This is a genomic window from Labilibaculum sp. DW002, from assembly GCF_029029525.1.
Taxonomy (GTDB): domain Bacteria; phylum Bacteroidota; class Bacteroidia; order Bacteroidales; family Marinifilaceae; genus Paralabilibaculum; species Paralabilibaculum antarcticum.
The window spans coordinates 1,553,867-1,577,087 of sequence record NZ_JAKJSC010000001.1; the positions used below are offsets into that span (position 1 = coordinate 1,553,867).

The window sequence follows — 23,221 nt, forward strand, 5'->3', positions numbered from 1 at the left end:
ATGGTAATTAAAACTACAGATTTCTTCTTCTCAACACTCCTGACTTAAAATAGAACCGATTAAAGCGGTACCATTTAAAAAGGAAAAACACAACAAAAAACCCGAAATAGTATCGCTCTATTTCGGGTTTTTTAACTTTTAAATTCATTGTCTATAACCGCTCAACAACAAAATAATAAGCCATTTCATGTTTATTATCCTTGTTGGTAAAACCACCGTCAAACTCCATTTTTCCTGCCGACAGTTCAACTACAACTTCTGCTGATGCATTATCATCAGTTAATGCACACGAGTATTTCTTACCATTAATTCGAATTACCGGATCTTTCAAATCAAGTGATTTACCCAGTGCAATCCATTCTGTATAATCTGTAGCTTTCTCTCCTTCAACTGAAGCATCAATAGCCAATCCACTTTCTTGTGGATAACGGGAAATTGTAAATTTATACTTCCCTTGCTGCATAACTTCCGTTACAAAAATTCCTTCATCAAAGGATATACCATTGCGAATCATGTTCTGATTCCAAGGAATATTTTGTTCGCTATGCATATCGTGACAAGTTAGATGCATCGGGTTCTCATTATCCGAACCTATTTTAATAACCGAATACTCAAAATCTTTTTCGGTACTTGTCCACCAATTATCGTAGAATGCATTCATTTCAACAACAACATCAGGGTAGGCATTCGCAACATTCACTTTCTGTCCTGGATCATCATTAATATCGTACAATTTATCTCCATCAATCAAACGCCAACGAGTTGTCATCACACAAGAGTTTCTACCTTTTTTAGGCCATTGAATTCGTTGCGTATCTGTCACCAACATTCTTTTATCAAAATCTGTTTCAGTAGGCTTATCCAAAATCATACCTTTTACAGATTTTCCATCCATTTCCGATAGATAGGTATGTTCCAAATCGCATAAATCAACTAATGTTGGCAATAAATCAACATGAGCAGTTAAAGAATTAATATCTCGTCCTTCTTCTGGCATTGCATCAGGCCAGCTAATAAAGCATGGCACTCTATGTCCACCATCATAATGACTGCCCTTAGTTCCTCTCATACCTGCATTATAACCTGTATATTCACCTGTTTTTTTATCGTAATAGTAACCAGCAGCAGTTCCATTATCAGTCATAAAAATCAAGATTGTATTTTTAGACACTCCTTGTTCTTCTAATTTTTTTCTGAATTTTCCCAACTGCTCGTCCAACTCAGTAATCATACCATAAAAACGCTTTTGTGTTGGTTTAAGATTTGCATTTTCATACAAATCGTAATACTTCTCAGGCACATTAAAAGGACTGTGTGGTGCATTTAACGACACATAAAGGAAAAATGGTTTGTCTTTATTTTCTTTAACAAACTTACCTGCTTCATTAAACCAAACATCAGTACAATATCCTTCAGCTTTCTCTGGAGTTCCATTTCTAAAATAGGTATCGTCGAAATAATCATTGTTCCAATAATCTGGTGTTTGCCCTACACCACCACCACCGTGATAGTAAGCCATATCAAAGCCTCTATCTTGCGGGCGAAACGGATACATATCTCCTAAATGCCATTTCCCAACCATTCCTGTTGCATATCCATTCTCAGAAAACACATCAGCAATCGTCGTTTCCTTTTCGTTCAGTAAAGAACAACCTCCAATGGTATGCCAGGTTCCATTCCGATTGGAATTACGTCCAGTTAGCAAACCTCCACGCGTAGGAGTACAAGTTGTTCCAGTATGAAAGTTTGTAAAACGCACACTTTCTGAATGCAATTGATCAATATTTGGAGTCTTAATAATCGGATTTCCATGACAAGCAAGATCCCCATACCCTTGATCATCAGTAATCACTATAATAACATTAGGCTTTTCAAGAGTAGTCGTTGCCTCGCACCCAAAAATGGAAAGTGCTATAGCAATTCCCCCAAATAAATTTTTAATTTTCATTTTTTAATTCTTATTGTAAACTAAATGATTACACTGGTTTCTAGTAACGAGAGACTAAAAATTCGCCTCAACAAAATATTGTTTGGATGTGCAAAATTTACCGTCACATTGCAATTTAATTTCATCCTGTCCAAATCCAGGATAAACATCCTTTACGATCTCCTTCACCAAATTTCCATCCTTATCTTTAACTTTAATATATAGTTTTCTCTGACTATTAGATTTCACGATGCAATTGATTAGTAAAGTCTCTTCTTTAACAAGAGTGCTTACAGTTACATTTTCAGTAAAGAGATCACCAACTGCACCTGAAACCTGTGATATTGGAACTAATTTATAGGATCTGATCCAATCGTAACGTGCGGTATTAATCGATTCATCTTCCAAATCATTAACATTTGTAATTGGTTGCCAATCGTAAGTCTCGGTTACCATATTTATTTGCATAGGACGATCAAAAGGTTTTTCTGAAACATCGGTTCTAACTTTTACAGTATCAGAAAATTCATTATCTGCATAAAATAAAACCTCATTAGCATTTTTCCACCAGGCACCATAAATATGATATTCTTCCGAAACTTCTGATTTAACCTTTGTTTGTAAACCTTTAGAGATAAACTTTTCTCTTTCCCCTCTTTTTTCTACATATCGAAAATGAGTATTGGAATTCATGCCCATTCTAAATCTCTCATCAGTAGTTCCACCACCAACGCATTCCTGAATATCCAATTCCTGACTGTATGAATCTCCTCGATAATCGGTTGGTTCAAATGCCACTTTGTCGTTCGACATCCAGAATGTTGTAGACATCTGAATTTTTGATGCCTTTGCTTTGCATTCATAGTAACCAAAATGAGCCTTTTTAGATTTTGATGTAACGGCACCACCATAGTACTTATAACCCTTATATGCCTTCTTTAAAATGCCACTTTTAATTTCCAAGTTTCCATTTTTCACAAATACAGCCTCTGGATTAAACATTGCCGGCTGTCTTCCCTCCCAACCTGGGAAGTAATTGTTCCATTTCTTTTGATCCAATTCGGATCCATTAAATTCATCAGAGAATTCTTGATTGAGAACCCATCTAAATCCCTTTGGTGGAATCGGTGGATCTGCCATTAATTGTAGTCCAATGGAACAACACAATAATAACAATAATACAACTTTCTTCATATATCTAAAATATTCAATTTACAGTACAAAACATTAGTTCGGAAGACCAGCTTATCAAATTAGATTGTTCTTCCAATTACTAAACAATATTACGCTGAATTAATCTAATTAACAGGAATAAAAGCGCGTGTATTTGGGGGATATATACTTTAAAAACCAAGCATAAACCTTAAATGCCCCCTTATATTACATCGAAAACAGACTGATGAATAAAATATTTCGACCTATTTTTACACTTATACTTATAAGGAAAATTATCAATTTCATAATGGCAAATTTTTAACAAATGAAGAAGTTATTCTTTTTAATAATGATGTGTAGCTTGCTTGCTAATTCACAAGCTCAAAAACCAATTAACGACTGGGAAAATCCTACTGTTTATAGCGTTAATAAAATGCCTGCCCGAGCAACTAGTTATTCTTTCAAAAATGTGAAAGATGCTCTTGGAGGTAATCGTGAAAATTCTGAAATACTATTTCTAAATGGAAAATGGAAATTCAATTACTCTAAAGAAGTTGAAAATAGACCAGTAAATTTTGCCGATAGAAAATTTGATAGCTCCAAATGGGATGAAATAGATGTTCCATCAAATTGGGAATTGAAAGGATATGGCAATCCTGTTTATGTGAATTCCAATTTTAAAGTAAATCTAAATCCGCCACACTATCCTTGGGCAAATGAAGTTGGATCATACATTACAAATTTTGAATGGAATCCTAATTGGAATGATCAGCAAGTCATCCTGCATTTTGGTGGTGTAACATCGGCTTTTTATGTATGGGTTAATGGCCAAAAAGTTGGATATAGTGAAGACAGTTGTTTGCCTGCTGAATTTGATATTACCGAATTTCTAAATGAAGGAAAAAATACTCTTGCTGTTGAAGTTTACAGATGGACAAGCGGTAGTTTTCTTGAAGATCAAGACCATTGGCGTTTAAGTGGTATTCACCGAGAGGTAATGATTCTTACACAGCCCAAAATTGCTATTAACGACTTTTTCGTTCGAACTAAATTTGACTCTAATCTCGATGATGCACTATTACAAATTAGACCTCGATTGACATCAATTGACAAGGTGAATTTTAATGATCTTAAGATTGAAGCCAATTTATTTGATGCCAATGGAAATAAGGTGATGAAACAAATTGAGCTAAACGCTAACAAGATTGCGAATGAATATTATCCTCAAAGAGATAATGTGTATTTCGGATTATTAGAACAAAATATTGAAAGTCCACGCAAATGGTCAGCAGAAGATCCATACCTGTATACTTTGGTATTAAGTTTAAAAGATAAGAATGGCAACCAAATTGATCATCGTTCTCAAAAAGTAGGTTTTAGAGATGTTACGATTGATGGTAATGTTATGCTGATCAATGGTAAAAAAGTAAAACTTTACGGAGTTAACCGTCACGATCATGATCAAACAGGCGGAAAAGTAATTTCTCGCGCAGCAATGGAAAAGGATGTACAACTGCTAAAACAATATAATTTTAATGCTGTTCGAACCTCACATTATCCTAACGATCCGTATTTCTATGAATTATGCGACAAATACGGTATTTATGTGATGGACGAAGCCAATTTGGAAACTCACGCCGTAAGAGGTTTACTCTCGAACCAGCCAACTTGGGCAGGAGCTTATGTTGACAGAGCCATTCGTATGGTTGAAAGAGATAAAAACCATGCTAGTATCATTTCATGGTCCCTCGGAAATGAATCCGGATCAGGTCCAAATCATGCCGCTATGGCTGCTTGGATTAAAGACTATGATCCTACAAGATTTTTACATTACGAAGGTGCTCAAGGTGATCAGAATCATGAACATTACAAAAAAGTATTTTCTGACGAATGGCGTAATTGGGAAAATATTAATTATGCAAACCCAACAGATCCAGCCTATGTTGATGTAATCAGCAGAATGTATCCAAGCTTGGAACAGTTTCAGAATTTGGCCAATAGCCCATACATCCATCGTCCAATAATGCCATGTGAATATGCACATGCAATGGGAAATTCACTAGGAAACATGATGGAATACTGGGATTTGATTCATAAATATGACAACCTAATGGGTGCTTTTATCTGGGATTGGATTGATCAAGGAATTTTAAGGCATGATGAAAATGGTAAGCCATACTATGCTGTTGGTGGTGATTACGGTGATACGATTAATGCAGGAAATTTCTGTTTGAATGGTATTATTGCTTCCGATAGAACGCCAAAACCTGAAATTGAAGAATGCAAATATGTGTACCAACCAGTAACTTTTAAAGCGGTTAACTTAGACCAAGGTTTAATTAGAATACGTAATCGTCAATGGTTTTCCAATACTTCCGATAAATTATTCAAATGGGAATTGTATCAGGATGGAAAAAAACTACAGGAAGGTAATTTGCCAATGCAAATAATTAATCCAGAAGCTTCAAAGGAGATTCGCATTCCATTCAAAACACCTAAGGTAATTCCAGGTGCCGAATACTGGCTTCGGGTGAGCATGAATAGCACAAAAGCCAATCTGTGGGCTGATAAAGGATTTGAAATTGCTAAGCAACAATTCAAACTTCCAATTGGTATTGAAAAGAAAGATTCCCGAAAACAAAATTTTCCTGAAATATCAGAAAAAAGAGAGAACGGAATAATTGTTCTTTCCAACAAGAATTTCAACTTGAAAATTTCAGAAAAAGACGGATATATCCAACAATTAATTTCAAACGGGAATACACTTATTGATGGAGCAATGACACCAAATTTTTGGCGTCCAAAAACAGATAACGACGAACGAGGATGGAAACCTGAGTTACAATCTGCATTTTGGAAAACAGCTGTTCAAAACCTAAAATTAGAATCTTTCGATGTAGTTAAAAATCAAGAAGGCTCTGTTAGCTTTACTGCTGTGCTAAAAATTGAAGACAAACTTAATTTGAAGCTAAACTATACTGTTACTGGTGATGGATCTGTAAAAGTAGATTACAGTTTAAATGCAGACAAATCTCTTCCTAAACTATTAAGAGTTGGGATGAGTACAAAAGTACCTGTAAACTTGTCTAAAATGAGTTATTACGGAAAAGGGCCATGGGAAAACTACAGTGATCGTGCCGAAGCTGCAGAAGTGAATGTTTACAAAGGAAATGTTGCTGATTTTGTGTTTGAATATGCTCAACCACAGGAATGCAGTAACAGAACTGATGTTAGATGGTTGCAGCTTGAGAATAAAAACGGAGCAGGTTTACGATTCGAGGGAGCACAAGCATTAAGTACTTCTGTTTGGCCATGGACAGCCGAATCCTTAGAACAAGCAAGACATACCAACGAATTGAAGAAAGAGAATTTCTACACTGTTAATATTGATTTGCTTCAAACTGGAGTTGGTGGTTGTGATACATGGTCACCAAAAGCTGAACCTATTGAAAAGTACAGGCTATATTCCGGTGAATATCAATATTCATTTACAATTTCTTCAGAAAAGTAATAGTTAGCAAGAATAAAACAAGAAAGGCGTTGAGTAATCAACGCCTTTTTTATTTACCCTTAACACATCTAACGCCTTGTAATTAAATACTTACACAGATGTAACAAATAAACTTTCGGCTTGTCTCGAAAGCTAATTCACAGTTAAATCAAATAGCTTCATTCAGAGTTCTATTAACAAGAAGATATTACCTCAATCTGATTACAGATAAGGCTAATGAAGAATGAAAATAGCCAGCTTTTCGAATGCCTAAATAATCCATCTTACAAAGAATCGCCTTTAGTTCCATGCAAATAAAAAGGGCTGCCAATCGGCAGCCCTAAATACTAACTAAAAACTAACATGATTTAGTTATATACTGAATCAACTTTAATCATCACATTATTGTACTCAATAGTTTCAGAAACTTCATCAACAACAGTCGTAATAGATAGCGTTCCTACACCAGTGTCTTTACTAGCATCAATGACATAATCGTAGCTTCTAACAACTACCGATTCTACACCTTCTGAATCTGAAACAGTTACATTTTCTGTTGCTGTAAAAGATACCATATAATTAATTTCATCCGAAGTATCTGAGTAAGCCGAAGTTGCAAGAACTTTTACTTTTCCATTTTTTGTCCAGATGCTTAGCAAAGAATTGTTTTGATATACATTTAACTCAAACAAATCATTACTACCGGTCTCTGTGATAGCATAAACCGGTACTTTTTCTATATCAGGTACAGGATACTCATCTGCCTCACAGGCAAAAAATCCAAATACCATAATAAAACTTAAAAGTTTTACAATATTTTTCATAGTGATTTTCTATTTATTTCCGGCTCTACGAATAGAGCCGGATAATTATAAATTTGTTTACTTATGGTCTAGCATCACGTTCAATCATGGAGAAATCATCAACATAAATAACACCTTCACCGTTCAATGTGAACATGATAATTAAAGTGCCACCAAGATTGTAATCAAATGTTTTCTCAATTGTAACCCACTCTCCTTTAGGTTTATCATTAAGACCAACCCAGTTTTGCTTCCATTCAGGGAAGAACCATGTACTCATACTTCCAGCAGTTGTTGAAGCATCAACCCAAACTTTGTATGTATAGACATAACTCTTGCCTACCTTCATTGTTGCTGGAGCATTTTTACTTTCAATCTTACCTTTACCTCCAAATTGGGTCATTTTCATACTATATGAACCACTAGCGGCTTTTTCTGTTGTATACTCAATGGTTGCAGTATTATCCCACATTGGAACCCATCCTGCACCAGCATCCTCGAAGCCATAAGCTGGGTCACTTAGTACATTTGGATTGTACATTACTACAGGAGCATCTACAATATCCACTAAATTTCTCTCATCTAACGAAATGATTTCTCCACCAGAATAAGAAATAGTCACAACATCATCATAAGAATAAATTGGTTGACTTAAAGTCAAATCAATTACATTTCCTAGTTCTGAATTTACTTTAGCTGCTTGTACTTCAATTTCTTCATCAAATCCAGTATTAGGATTTGTTACATGAACAGTAAAGAACTCTTCTTGATTAAAGAATGGAACAATTTCCCCAGTTAAACTAAATTGAATCGTTTCATCTTCTAATTCCATTGCATTTCCAGCAACTTCGAAAGGAAGAGTTGACTTTATCACCTTTATTTTTAAAGGAATTGGCTGACGTTTATAACCATAAGGTACATTTTTACTGTTTCGGCTTGAAACCATTACAGGTTTAAATGTTCCTAATCGATAAAAATAATTTAATTCTGTAGAATCAGATTTACCACCTGTTCCTCCAGGAATTATCCATGTTCTTCCTGTTGGTCTATCAATTGTTGTCATGTCAACGAAATTAATAGCCTTACCTGCTTCAATTTCCAATGTAGGCCAAGAAGCTGAATCCAACTCATTAACTGCTGAATTTGCTGGTAAATCTAGAACTTCATTACCATCAAGAAACAATTTTAATGCAGGTTGTAAAGTATCATAAACATCCAAAACAAATGTTGTATCAATAACCCAAACATCACCTTGTTTAACTGCAGCCAGAGTATCATTTCCGATAAACTCAACATATTCCTTAAACGTATTGTACAATCTTAAATTATGCAATCCAGGACTAGTAAACAGGACATGAACAGTATTATCATAACTAACACTACCTGCATTTTCATCAATAAAATCAACATAATTTGAATCCTGACGTATAATTCTTCCTGTCAAAAATTTATCATCAAAATTAGGATCTAACTGCCATTCATGAGTTAATGCATTTTGAGAAAGATCCGCAAATGACATATATTTATCGAGACCAATGGAATTAGGTCTTGCGTGAGACATATCTGTATACCAATTAACATCTGAATAATCATTCAGCGGTTCGTATTCATCATCACATCCTACTACTAGGAGCAACATGAATAAACCGAAGATTAAATTTATATTTTTCATACTTTTCTCTCTTGTTAGTTTACATTAGGATTAGCTGTAGTTTCACTATTTGGTATTGGCCAATAGCTATGCAAGTTTTCAATATAATTTATAGCAGATTGTTGAAAACCAAATAACTCTTTTGGTGGATATTTTACAGGATCATCTAAAGTCGCCTCTGCATCACTTTTAACATCAAATAAGATATCTCTGCTAATGTCTTTCCCTTTTTCATCCACTGTTTTATAATTCCCAATATAGAATGTTTTAGCAGCTAACTCGTCTAACCTTTGCTTTTTCAATCCCCATCTTCTTAAATCTAAATGACGAATAGCATGTCCCTCTGCACTTAATTCAAGTGGACGCTCTACATACATTAAATGATTCATTACATCAGTAGACATATACGATTTTTTGTCATAATCTGCAGCTGCAAATTCTGGTGCAGGTGTTGCTCCTAACAATTGTAATGCTGCTCTTTGTCTAACTCTATTAATATACATTAAAGCTTCGGTAACACCAGCTTCATTGCTACCACCTTCAATTAAACACTCAGCATACATAAGATATACATCTGCTAGACGAATTACGCGATAGTTAATCCCTGAACGTCCCGGAGGGGCTAGGTTCTTCTCATGATCCGTAATATCCCAATTGGTATTCTTTCTCCAGTAAGCTGTTTCTCCATTGTTAAAATAAGATACAACAGAAGGTCTTCTTTGATAATACAACAAATCTTCATCATCAGCTACTGCTATAGAATGAGATGTACGAAGAGAAAACTTTCTATAACGAGTACTTCCGTCCTCTTCCGTCACTAAATTACGTGGGTCATTAATATCAATAGAATCTTGTCTATAGGTCATTATTAACCAACAACTTGGATAAATACCTCTCCATCCTCCAGTTTGAGGAGCAGCAATTAAATTGGCATTATTATTAGTCGTTCCAAAAGGTGAATATTGATCGTACTCTGGCTTGTAATTAGCGTCGTAAGAAACTTCTAAAATAGACTCTGAATTAAACTCACCATTGGTTGTAGAGTTTTCACTAACATCAGCCAAAGCATATACTCCACTATCAATAATAGCTTTAAAATAAACAGCAGCAGTTGAGTAATCACCGGCATACAAGTAAGACTTACCTAGAACAGCCGCCGCAGCCCCTTTAATAATTCTACCTTTAAAATTCTTAAGATTTGTATTGCCATCAGCCGCATAACCACTTAGTGTTGCTGGTAAATGCTCTAACGCATATTCCAAATCAGCAGTATAAAATGCTTTCACATCTTCTGCAGAGCTTAACGTTTGGTAAAAATCCTCTTCTGATTTAGGAACAAAATCATAAATAATTACGCTTCCCTTATTATAAGAATTATGAAGATAAAAATGGAATAATCCTCTAAAAAAACGAGCCTGCGCCATAATACGCTTCCATTGTTCGTCTTCTTCTGTGGTATCCATTCCTGATTTAATACCTTCTAAACCTTCAATCACCTGATTTGCTCTGAAAATCCCTTTGTACAAGGCATCCCATTTTTTATTAACTCCATTATAACCAGAATTAAAAATTTGCAAATAAGCTGGATTAGGGGTTGGAGGCGAAGGACGCCCATAACCTGGGAAGGATAAATCACTTCTATTGGTCTCATCTGATAATAGCATAATATTACCATCAGAAAATTGATTGTACGTTCCAACTAAACCAATTTCACAATCATTTAAAGTTTTCCAGAAACTACCTGTGGTAACTTCGTTTGGATTAACTTCCGTAAGATAATCGTCGCAGCTACTTAATGAAAATAACATCATTAAGCCTACTAAACATTTATAAATATATTTCTTCATTATATCAACTTTTATACATTAAAAATCTAGCTGAATACCCATTCTGTATTGAGCACTTACAGGATAATTACCTCTATCTAATCCACGAGTAGCTAGACCATTTCCTCCAACTTCTGGATCATATCCTTGATATTTTGTTAAGGTTAATGGATTGTCTGCAGCAGCGTAGACTCTTAATTTCGATAATTTTAAACGAGTCAACATACTTTTTGGTAAAGAATATCCAAGAGTTATATTTCTAAGTCTAACAAATGAGCCATCTTCAATCCACATATCAGACCAACCTCTATAATTCATATGTCCGCTACCTCTATTTGTTGGGATAACACCATATGGATTTTTTATCGTGTGTTGATACAGTAAATCTTTGTGAGTTCCTGATATCATTGCATAAGCACGAGAACCATTTACCACTTCATTACCAACAGAAGCAAACCAAACCATTGCTAAATCAAAGCCTTTGTAGTCTACAGAAGCATTTAAACCTAACTCATACTCTGGGGCACCTGATCCGCCATAAACTCGATCACCTTCTTCAATTTTGCCATTCCCATTGGAATCCACATAAATCAAATCACCCATTTTCGCTTCAGGATCAATCTTCTGATAATTAGCTAACTTAGCTTCAGTATTTACAATTCCATTGGTTTTCATTACAAAGAATGATCCCGCTGCATAACCTTCTTTTAATGCAGTAATTTTATCTCTATTACTTGGTTCATTAAGAGCGTAGCCTTCAGTGAAATAAGCAATATCTGCACTACCACTCATTTTGGTAATTTCATTAACATTCTTAGAGTAAGTAGCATTAACAGACCACGATAGTTTTCCTGAATGACGATATCCTAAAGCAAATTCCATTCCTTTATTGTTCATATCTCCAACATTCAAAACAACCGTTTTCCCTTCACCAGCACCACCAGAAGTAGGAATCAACAATGGAAATAACATGTCTTTTTTATCTGAATTATAAAAATCAGCTGTAAAAGTCATTTTGTTATTAAACATTCCTAAGTCAAAACCAACATTTTGCTGTACTGTTGTTTCCCATTTAACATCCTCATTTGAATAAGCAGTTTGGATAGCTCCAATTGCTAACATTCCGTCACCTTCAGCTCCGAAAGGATAATCATAATTTAAGCTAATGGTAGGAGCAAAAGCATAATCAGCAAAATTCTGATTACCTGTTGTACCATAACTAGCACGGATTTTTAAAGAATTTGCAACATCTGCAAGAGGAGACCAAAAATTTTCATCTGCAACATTCCATGCTACAGAAGCTGATGGAAATGTACCCCATCTATTTTCTTCTCCAAATCTTGATGATCCATCGCGTCGTACACTTGCACTAAGTATATATCTACCCTTATAATCATACTGCACACGACCTAACATTCCAACGAGTGTATTGGTTCTATCTCTCTCCCACTGAGTAATACCTGAGCCTGCGTTTGGTTCAGAAGATGCACCATTTAAAACAGTAACTTCATTACTAAACAAGTCTTTCTTCTCTCCATAAAACCTAGTATAGGTATACTTTTCAGTTGAAAATACCCCTAATAGTTTTATTTTATGATCTCCTAATTCTTTCATGTAATTCAGACCACTTTCCCAAGTAAAACTTGTTGCTCTATCACTAGTGTTCTTTACCGAAGAGCGAGTATTGGTATTCACAACCAATTCTCCTTCATCCGTGTACACTTCGAATTTAGGTTTAATTTCGATTCTAGTATTGTTATTAAAGCTAACTCCAGCTCTTGTAGTCAAATTGAAATTCTTTAGAATTTCATAGTTAAGATCAATATTAGCATTGAATTGTTCTCCATTGCGAACATTTGATTGCTTAAATTTAGACATCATATTACCTAAATTCATAGCATCATTACTATCCTTTCCACCTGAAGCTACCGATATATCTTGACTTGGATCAATAGGTGCAGCGTATGGCTTATACTTGTAGGCATCATAAAGAAAATTCCAAGGTACATCTGACTGTTCTTCTACTCTAAAACCTAAACCTGATCTAATGGTCCATTTATTCTTTTTAAATGTTGTATTACTACGAACATTATATCTTTCATATCCAGAATTGATCAATACACCATCTTGCTTAAAAAATGAACCAACAAGACTGTAAGTTAAATCTTTTGTTCCACCTGAGATATTTAAACTATGATTTTGGATTACAGCATTATCATTCTGAATCGTCCCCATCAAATTGGTATTGTTCGTAAAGTCATCTTTACTAGTCTCTAACTCAGTCCAGATTCCATCAGTGGTAGTCCCTTTTATTGTTTGAGTTTGAGTAAGACTATTATACCAGTATTCGTCAAAATTCATCAATTCAATTCCTGATGTAATTTTCTGAACTCCCATATAACTATCTAATGCAATACGCATTTGACCTTTCTTTCCTTGTTTTGTTGTAATCAATACAACACCACCAGAACCTCTGGTACCGTAAATAGAAGCTGATGCAGCATCTTTCAAAATATCAATGGTTTCAATCTCATTGTTACTTAAACGAGGATCGCCATCTTGAGGAATTCCATCAACAACAAATAAAGGAGCATTTGCACCATTAACAGAACTTAGTCCTCTAATTTGGATGTTAGCAGCAGCTCCAGGAGCTCCTGAACTAGCTTGAACACTAACTCCGGCTACTTGACCTTGTAGAGCAGAACCTAAATCGGAAGTCGCCATTTTTGTCAACTGTTCTGATTTAACCTGCACAACAGCACCTGACACTTCTTTTTTTCTTTGTGTACCGTAACCAATTGCCACGATCTCATTAATATTAAACGATTGCGCTTGCAAAGCAACATCAATGTTTGCACTTGTTATTACCTGCTCTAAGGTTTCCATTCCCATAAAGCTAAAAACCAAAGTTTCTCCTTTAGTAGCATTAATACTATAGATTCCATCAATATCGGTTATTGTACCAACGGTTTTTCCTTTAATAACAACGCTAACTCCAGGTATTCCCAAGTTATCTTCCGAAGAAATAACTTTACCTCGGACTTGAATTTCTTGACCATACATATTAAAGGTCAACATCAACAAGAGGGATAAGATTATTCCTCTCGCCTTCCATGAACTTCTGTACCTTGTGTCCTTCATAAAATTTAAAAATAGATTAGTTTTTACAATTATATGCGCTTTATACATTTCTTGTAACAAATGTACTTTTCATTCATGCAATCGTTGGAAAAAATTAGTTTCAATAGGAGGGGGATATTTGTTAAATAATGTAAAAATACCAGTCATTGAAGCCTAATCCCCTCTAAAACAATAGATCTATAGCTCATTTATTAACAATCAATCAAAAAAACACAACAAGCTAATTTTCAATGCAATAAATCTTAAGAGTTTTAAATACCCCTCTTAATTTACTTTATTCCCCCTAATAATTATATGAATAACTACGGCAACAAATTATAATCTACAAGCTCGAACAAAATACTTGAAACATATGTGAATTAAAAATAACCGACGACAATAAAACCTGTTTTACGATACATTAGATAAAACAAAAAAGAGGTGCCCTGGGGCACCTCTTTACACAACTTAACCAACTTATTATCACACTAACAACAAATTAAATCATTACAATTTCGAATGCACATGCATAATTAGCATCTCCATTACCCTCTGCTTTAATTGTAAGACCAGATTCTCCAACTTGCCATTCGCAAGCTTTATCCATTCCTACCATTTTTACAGATTTGATTTCACCTTTGCAAAGGTCACTTCCTTTTGCAAAAGATTTAACTAAATACTTACCATTTTCAGCTATATCCATAGCAATCACGTAAATCTTACCATCTTTTTGAGTAAATCTGAAATCATTTGCAGTTAATTTCTTGTTTTTACCTTCAGTATGATGACCCGTTTTAACTTCAGTAGGTCCTTCTCCAAAAATACTCCAAGGGCGAGTGCCATAAATAGCATCACCATTAACACTTAACCAATTACCAATTTCAAGTAAAATATCTGCTTGATCTTGAGGAATTGTACCATCAGCTTTTGGTCCTACGTTAAGAAGCATATTACCATTTTTACTTACAATGTCAATTAAATCATCAATAAGCGTATTTGCATCTTTAGAGTTCCAATCAACAGTATGGCACCAGCTATTGGTTCCAATTGATGTATCAGTTTGCCAAGGGAATTTTCGAATATCGGCAGATTTCCCACGTTCTATATCCAAGACATTTGTTCCTTCTGGAAAAGTCTCATAATTGAAATTCTTTGTTTGAAGAACCACATCTTTATTCCAATCTATCCCCTTATTATAGTAATAAGAAGCAAGTTTAGCATGATAGGGTACAAACTCCTCATGATCTAAAACAAAATCGAACCAAAGAATATCAGGCTGATAATTATCAATGATATCCTGTGTTCTATTCCACCATAACTCAAGAAATTCTTTATCAGCTGGAGCATAGTGATCATGTGCACGTGCATACAAATCAGCATACTCTGGATCTGCTGTATCAAATCCCTCTTTATGAGTAAAGTAATTCCAATTAAAAGCAAAATGAGACGAAGCTCCCAAATACAAACCAGCATCCTTTGTTGCTTTCGACATTTCTCCTAAGATATCACGCTTAGGCCCCATATCTGCAGAATTCCAACGAGTAAAATTCGATTTATACATTGCAAAACCATCGTGATGCTCTGCAACTGGCACAACATACTTAGCTCCTGCTTTTTTAAATAAATCGACCCATTCTACAGCATTAAATTTTTCTGCTTTGAACATCGGGATAAAATCTTTGTATCCAAATTCACCTAGATCACCATACTTCTCAACATGATGAGTATTAACAGAAGACCCATTCTTGTCTTGTAGCTCTCCTGTTGGACTCCATATAACAGAATCCATATACATTAAACGAGGATACCACTCTGATTGAAAAGCAGGAACACTATATGGTCCCCAATGAATAAAAATACCAAGTTTGGCATCTCTAAACCAATCTGGTGTTTGGTATTTAGCTAATGAGTTCCAATCCTCCTCAAAAGGTTCATTATTAACCATTGTAGAACCTTTACGATCCATACAAGAACTAAATAACAAGCCTACCAACAACATACTTAATAGTAGTCTTTTCATATGTTTTTTTTATTTTAACAATAGTCGTTTTAATAACAATAAAATTTAGCCATTGTTACATCGTAAAGAGGTAACAAATAAATTCAATTGTCCTTCTCAAGTAATTTTAATTTTCACAAGAATATTTCAGTTTAAAAAAGCAATACTACTTTCTTCTACTGCGGATTCTTATTTGTTTTAATTGTAATAAAACCAGTTCGAGTTAAGAATGTCCTTACTGGAATAAATTGATTACTAAAAAAATGTATAAAGCACATTACAAATATATATGGTCAGACCACAAGTAAAGGCTACAAAATATTAGTTTAAGAAGGGGGGATTTGAAAATAAAGAAAGGAAAGAAGCCGAATTTCATTAAATAAAAAAGAGAACCTAAAATAGGTTCTCTTTACTTTTATATCTTAAATATTATTCTTCAAGATGATCTTTTCGATATTGGCGAATGTAGTCTGAAGGAGTCGTATCAAATTGTTTTCTAAAACACTCTCTAAAATACTTCATATCATTAAAACCAACTTCATAAACAACATCGGTAACAGATAATCGATCTAATTTCAACAATTGAGCAGCTCTTTTTAAACGAATTGTTCGTATAAACACGTTTGCAGTTTGACCAAGCAATGCTTTTAATTTCTTATTCAATATCGATTGGCTTATTCCTACTTCACGCCCTAACTGCACAACTGTAAATTCAGGATTACTTATATTTTCTTCTACTACTTTTAATAGCCTTTCGAGTAATTTTTCATCAATGGATGTAAAAGTGACCTCTTTGGGCTCAACTTCTACTTTCTGATTAAAGTCTCTCTTTACCTGTCTTCTAGCTTCTAGAATTGATTTAATTTGAGCAATTAAAACATCGATATTAAAAGGTTTAGACATATATGCAACAGCGCCTTCCGTTAAGCCTGTTAATTTATCTTCATCGGTTGATTTTGCCGTAAGTACAACAATTGGAATGTGACAAGTCAACTCATCTTTTTTGATAATATTACACATTTCAAATCCATCCATTTCTGGCATCATCACATCAGAAATAATTAAATCTGGATTGTACTTTCTACAAAGTTCAATTCCCTCTTTACCATTATATCCTTGTATACAATTAAATTCCTCTTTTAGATTACCCTTTATCAATGCTTGCACATCGAAATTGTCCTCAACAATTAATACAACTGGTTTTTTTTCGTCTATCTCTAGCTCCCTAGAGATATCAGACATTGCTTCTTCATGCTGATAATCCTTAACGATTGTTGGTACTTCGCTAACGGATTGATTCGCCTGAACTGAGAAATCCTCCTTTTTAAAATGCAATTTACCCTTTGGAATTTGGATTGAAAATAGTGTTGCTATGTTTGGATTACTTGATACTGAAATTTTACCTTGATGAAGGTTAACCAAATTCTTTGCAAAAGCCAGTCCAATTCCTGTTCCAGAAACTTTTGACAATTTATGACTACCTGTCTGGTAAAATCTATCAAATAGATATTGTACTTTCTCCTTAGCGATACCAGGACCATTATCCTTAACGCTTATTTTCACCCATTCTTTACCGTCAATTTCTTCCTCTTCTACAATAATCGCTACCTCTCCACCTTGTGGCGTAAATTTAAAAGCATTAGACAATAGGTTATACAGTACTTTTTCCAGTTTATCGTAATCGAACCATAACTCTACCGAAGGGTAAGAATTCTTTAGTTCGAAACGTATGTTTTTTGATTGAGCAATTTCATTAAACGCATCAAAAACCTCATTAACAAGTTCCATCACATTGCCTCTATTCACTGCCAATGGCATCTTGCCTTTCTCCAATTTTCTGAATTCCATTAATTGGTTAATTAATCGATTCAACATTCGAACATTCTTCATCATCAAAGAATAATTCTGTTGTCGATCCTCTCCACTAATCTTATCATTACCAGAAATCAAACGCTCCAAAGGACTTTGAATTAAGGTTAAAGGGGTTCTAAATTCATGAGAAATATTCGTAAAAAACTGTAATTTCATTTGAACTAGCTCTTCCATTTTTTCTTGTTCAAAATGCTCCATCATCAGCTCATTCTTCTTGGTAACAGCGATAACCGAATACCTTCTGAAGAAAATCAGAAGTACTACAAAAATAAATACATAGATAAAAAGGGCATAAATTGTTCTCCAAAATGGAGGAACGACCTCAATCGTCAACATCGAAGGAATAGTTGTCCATACTCCATCGTTATTTGTAGCTAAAACCTTTAAAGTATATTCCCCAGGAGGTATATTTGTGTACTTAGCTCTTGGTTCAACACTATTTACCATATTCCAACCATTGTCAAAACCTTCCAGCATATACTTATACTTGATTTTCTCAGGTGCAACATAATGGAGTGCAGTAAAGCCAACTGAAAAACTATTTTCGGAATATTTTATTGAAACAGAATCGGTAGATGGCATTTCGTTTTCAAGAAGAATTCTCCCGTGATACTCTTTTCCCGTTAAAATTTGTTCATTAAGTATAAACAGCTCTGTAAACTCAACATGAGATGCATATGGATTATCTTCAATTTCACTTGGAGTAAATACATTAATACCATTAACACCACCAAATACCATTTCTCCATTTTTTCTTGTAAAAGAGGCTAGTTCACTAAATTCATAATCCTGTAATCCATCAGACATTGTATAATTCCTGATCTCTTCCGTATTGATATTAAACCTTGTTAATCCTCGATTTGTTGAAATCCATAAATTTCCTTCGCGATCCTCTTCAATTCCCTTAATAACATCATTTGGCAATCCATGTTCTGAAGTATATGCTTTAAACTTAGTCGTACTACCTGATCCTCCTTCTAGCAGACAAAGTCCACCTCCCATAGTTCCAACCCATACTCTATTCTTACTATCGAGATGCATGGCCAGCACATAATTATGCGTTAACGACGTGTCATTCTCTGGATCATTTACGACTGTTATAAAGGAAGGACTTGAGTTTTCCTTTTCCCTTTTCGGCAAAATATTTAAGCCCATATCGGTACCCACCAATATGTTCCCATCACCATCCTCAAGTAGACTCCTTACAATATCGGAACACAATGAACCTTCCCCATTAGCTCTATAATTATTTAGGACAATAAACTCATTTTTTACGCTATCGTACTTTGTTCTATATAGTCCAGTACCATAGGTGCCAAGCCAGATATATCCATCTTTATCAACTAATATTGTAAATACCGAATTTTCAACTAAATGAGATAAAGATTCTATTTCAATTTCACCACTCCTATTTATTTTCGCCAGACCAAGTCTCACAGGATATCCAGCTCCAAATATCACTCCTTTAGGTTCATCGGGTAAACCTGCAATAGAGTATACATAGTTTTGATTGTTTACAATCTCGGTTATAGCCTTATTAATAAATCCTGTTTCATATTCACCTTTCTTATTTGCCAGCAAACAAGAAATTCCTCCACCTTCAGTACCCACCCAAAGGTTAGATTTTCCATCTTCATAAACAGCTCGAACTTTATTATACGACAAGCTTCCTTTGGCATTAGTCCTACTAATATGATGGAATTTCTTTTCATTTAAGTCTAGCCGGTTAAGACCACCTCCATTAGTACCAACCCACAAAAGTCCTGAATTATCTTCGTACAGGTCAATTACAATATTCGCACTTAGGCTTTTAGAATTATAAAACTCGTATTGGAAATGTTTTATTAACTCAAGACTTTCCTCATCTTCATGCCAAACAAATTGAAATAATCCAGAGTTATTAGCTCCAAACACGAAGCCCTTACTGGTTTTTAAACATGATGAAAAAAAGTAGGGTGCTATCATTTTAGCTGTGAATTCTCCGCCTTGCTCTTTAATATAGTATGCACCATCACCGCACGAGGCGATATATCCTCTTTCTGTTTCAATAATTGAATGGAAAGTTCTCGCCGCTAATATAGGAATCCGTTCAATCTTCAATTTCAAATCCTTGGTAAGGCCTACCTTATAGAGCCCATTAGTATTACCGAGCCAAATTTGTCCTTTTGAATCTTGAAAAAATAAATTTGCAGAACGCAATGAGTAAAATTTATTTTCTCTATCTGAAGCTGCATCAAAAATTACGCCTTTAACATCTGAAGTATTATATGTTTTGGTATCAATAAGGCTCACACCATTTGATGAGCTTATCCATAAAATACCATCTCTATCCAGAAAAATGTTACCCACTTTCAGATCCATTAAGATACGCTTGCCGTTCATAATTTCCGGAACCTTATGAAACTCCTCCTTCTTTCTATCGAAAAACCAAACCCCATTATCAGAAGTTCCTATCCAAAAATTACCTTTTGAATCTTCAACCATACAAAATGGCAAGTTACTGCCAATAGGGTGTTCCATTGGTGTGGTTCTCTGGTAAGTGATGAATTTCATTCCATCAAATCGATTCAGTCCATCAACGGTTCCAAACCACATAAATCCCTTAGAATCCTGAAAAATAAAATTGATATCATTTTGGGAAAGACCATCAAGAGTACTTAATCGCTCAAAATCCGTTTGAGAATAGGAAGAAAAAAATACAAATAACAGTAGAGTAGAGAGAAATAAACGCATATCAACTTAATTATTAACCGATTTTCAATTTCAAATAAGAAATAAGCAGTACTAGGGTTTACTGAATTTTCTTTATAACTGCATAATGTATAAAAAAAAACTTTCCCGACATCAGATATCGAGAAAATTTAATTTTACAAGCATATAATACATTCCATTCACACTATTTTTTCAGCTTATCTTATTTCAAAATCCATGCTTTGAAGAGCTGAGACACCTTTATTTTCTAGATCCTTAACTGGAGAACTGCCCCCAATGAAAAGAGTATATTTTCCTTTACGAATTTCACTATTCCCTTTTTCTGTTACCTGCGCAAATTCCTTAGCACCAATCGTAAACTTCAAGTTTTTGTTTTCTCCTACCTTTAGGCTAAGTCTCTTAAATGCCACTAATTTTCTTAATGGTGCTGTTTCTCCAGCTCCAGGCTGAGCTAAATAGATTTGAACTACTTCATCAGCCATCATCTCACCAACATTTGAAAGCTTTATCGCTATTTCTAAATCTTCATTTTTCTTCAATTTCGCTGAACTTAAACTGAAATCATCATATTTAAATTTGCTATAGCTCAAGCCAAAACCAAAAGGAAATAATGGATCTTCCTTCATGTATTTATAGGTTCGCCCCTTCATACTATAATCTTCATAAGCTGGCAATTGATCCATGCTCTTCGGAAATGTTAATGGCAATTTTCCTGAAGGAGAAATCTTACCAAATACAACATCAGCAACAGCGGTTCCCCCTTCTTGCCCAGGATACCAAGCCCATACAATAGCATCTGCTAAGTCCGCTACCTCTGGAATAATCATTGGACTTCCACCGGTCATTACAACAATAACAGGTTTCTTATTGTCTTTTTTCAGTTTACGCAAAAACTCAAGTTGATTTGCAGGTAAGAATGGCTGCAAACGGTCTCCCATTGTTTCTGATGCAATCGCATCTCCTTCTTCACCTTCCATGGCACTTGAAATTCCCAATACTGCAATTATTGCATCAGCATTTTTCGCTTCTCCAGTTGTCCAATCGATAGGATTAACATTTTTGCGATATGGCAAACATCCTTTTTTGTAATTAATTGTTGTACTCGAACTTACTGCAGCAGTTATGCCTTCCAAAACATTAACCAGACGATTACTCATCCCGTAATAATTCCCTAATAACACCTCTGAATTATTAGCCTGAGGCCCTGTAACATATAAATTCTTAATCGCTGGAGACAAAGGCAATGCATTGTTCTTATTTGTTAGCAATACAATTGATTTCCTTGCTACTTCCAATGCTAAATCGCTATGTTTCTTGCTACAAATAACTTCTTCACCTAATTTACTGTACGGATTGTTTTCTTCCGGATCAAAGAATCCTAACTTAAATCTCGTATTTAATAAAGCTCTTAAACTTTTGTCAATGGTTTCCTCTTTTACCAATCCTTGTTGCACTGCGTCAACCAATTTTGGATATACCTTACCACAATTTAAATCGACACCACTGTTAATTGCCAAAGCAGCAGATTCTACAGCATTTTTGGTAACCTTATGAAACAAATGAAAGTCAGAAATAGCACCACAATCAGAAACAACATGACCTTTAAAACCCCAATCATCTCTTAAAATCTCTTGCAAAAGAAAAGGACTACCACAAGCAGGCTCTCCTAGCACACGATTGTATGCACCCATTACCGATTCTACATTCGCTTCTTTCACCAAAGCTTCAAAAGCTGGCAGGTAAGTCTCATACAAATCTTTCTTCGACACGATGGCATCAAACTCATGTCTTAATGCCTCTGGACCTGAATGTACAGCATAATGCTTTGCACAGGCCGCTGCTTTAAGGTATTTTGGATCATCTCCTTGCAATCCATTCACAAAAGCAACCCCTATTCTTGACGTTAAGTAAGGATCCTCTCCATAAGTTTCCTGACCTCTTCCCCATCTTGCATCTCTAAAAATATTAATGTTTGGAGTCCAAAAGGTAAGTCCTGCATATTTTGCTCTGTTGTCATTCTTAATGGAAATATTGAATTTTGCACGAGCCTCATCGGATATTGCCGTTGATACTCTTTTTGCTAAGTCCGGATCAAAGGTTGCAGCCAGACCAATTGCCTGAGGGAAAACCGTAGATCGCCCATTTCGTGCTACACCATGCAAACACTCGTTCCACCAATTGTATCTTGGCACCGATAATCTTGGAATCGCCACACTTACATCAGTCAACTGAGAAACTTTTTCCTCTAGCGTCATTGCGTCGATAAGCGCATCAATTCTTGAGTCGATGGATAGCTCGGAATTGAACCACTCATAGTTTTCATTTTGCGCACTAAGTATGGAAATATTAGCACAACAGACCAACACTGCTAGAAGTAATAATTTTACGTTTCTCATATTATTGTGTAAAAAATTAAAATTCAAGTTTATTGCCTATCAAAAATAAGCTTTTAATAGACTTTCAAACCTAATATCATTAAATAAAAACAAGAGGGTGTATATTAATAAATTTTCAGGGGGGCTTTTTCTTTTCGATGTGTAATATCGTACAAGCAAAACCCATACTACCTTAATATACAGAGGATTTAGTTGCTTTTCAGTATGCAAATCCATTACCGCTCTGTTCACAAAACAATTGCATTTCTCTGCTTCATCAAGCGTAAATTA

Annotated in this window: 10 protein-coding genes; 1 reads left to right on the forward strand and 9 read right to left on the reverse strand. The window is 34.9% G+C overall.

All coding sequences use genetic code 11. From position 1 onward, the window contains the following. Window positions 1-151 precede the first annotated feature (151 nt). Entirely contained in the window at window positions 152-1,948 is a 1,797-nt protein-coding gene (locus L3049_RS05865; protein WP_275108870.1) for an arylsulfatase, read from the reverse strand. A 54-nt stretch (window positions 1,949-2,002) separates the two neighbouring features. Beyond that, window positions 2,003-3,121, reverse strand: a complete 1,119-nt coding sequence (locus L3049_RS05870; RefSeq protein WP_275108871.1) for a LamG domain-containing protein — start codon at window positions 3,119-3,121, stop codon at window positions 2,003-2,005. A 286-nt stretch (window positions 3,122-3,407) separates the two neighbouring features. Between L3049_RS05870 and lacZ the strand changes: the two genes are divergently transcribed. Continuing rightward, complete coding sequence (lacZ, locus tag L3049_RS05875; RefSeq protein WP_275108872.1) at window positions 3,408-6,593, forward strand: beta-galactosidase, LacZ type; 3,186 nt, start codon at window positions 3,408-3,410, stop codon at window positions 6,591-6,593. 347 nt (window positions 6,594-6,940) lie between these two features. Here lacZ and L3049_RS05880 read toward each other — a convergent pair whose 3' ends face one another. The 7 genes from L3049_RS05880 to L3049_RS05910 all read right to left on the reverse strand — a co-directional run bounded on the left by L3049_RS05880 (window position 6,941) and on the right by L3049_RS05910 (window position 22,951). After that, a complete protein-coding gene (locus tag L3049_RS05880) occupies window positions 6,941-7,396 on the reverse strand; it encodes a hypothetical protein (protein ID WP_275108873.1) in 456 nt (151 codons plus the stop codon). 61 nt (window positions 7,397-7,457) lie between these two features. Beyond that, a complete protein-coding gene (locus L3049_RS05885; RefSeq protein WP_275108874.1) occupies window positions 7,458-9,047 on the reverse strand; it encodes a hypothetical protein in 1,590 nt (529 codons plus the stop codon). 14 nt (window positions 9,048-9,061) lie between these two features. Next, a complete protein-coding gene (locus L3049_RS05890) occupies window positions 9,062-10,873 on the reverse strand; it encodes a RagB/SusD family nutrient uptake outer membrane protein (protein ID WP_275108875.1) in 1,812 nt (603 codons plus the stop codon). An 18-nt stretch (window positions 10,874-10,891) separates the two neighbouring features. After that, window positions 10,892-13,993 carry a SusC/RagA family TonB-linked outer membrane protein gene (locus L3049_RS05895; protein ID WP_275108876.1) on the reverse strand — a complete coding sequence of 1,034 codons (3,102 nt, stop codon included), beginning with the start codon at window positions 13,991-13,993 and terminating at the stop codon, window positions 10,892-10,894. Window positions 13,994-14,471: 478 nt separating this feature from the next. Next, a complete protein-coding gene (locus L3049_RS05900; RefSeq protein WP_275108877.1) occupies window positions 14,472-15,992 on the reverse strand; it encodes an alpha-L-fucosidase in 1,521 nt (506 codons plus the stop codon). Window positions 15,993-16,400: 408 nt separating this feature from the next. Further along, window positions 16,401-20,576 carry a hybrid sensor histidine kinase/response regulator transcription factor gene (locus L3049_RS05905; RefSeq protein ID WP_275108878.1) on the reverse strand — a complete coding sequence of 1,392 codons (4,176 nt, stop codon included), beginning with the start codon at window positions 20,574-20,576 and terminating at the stop codon, window positions 16,401-16,403. 176 nt (window positions 20,577-20,752) lie between these two features. Further along, on the reverse strand, window positions 20,753-22,951 hold the full coding sequence (locus tag L3049_RS05910; RefSeq protein WP_275108879.1) for a glycoside hydrolase family 3 C-terminal domain-containing protein: 2,199 nt from the start codon (window positions 22,949-22,951) through the stop codon (window positions 20,753-20,755). Window positions 22,952-23,221 lie beyond the last annotated feature (270 nt).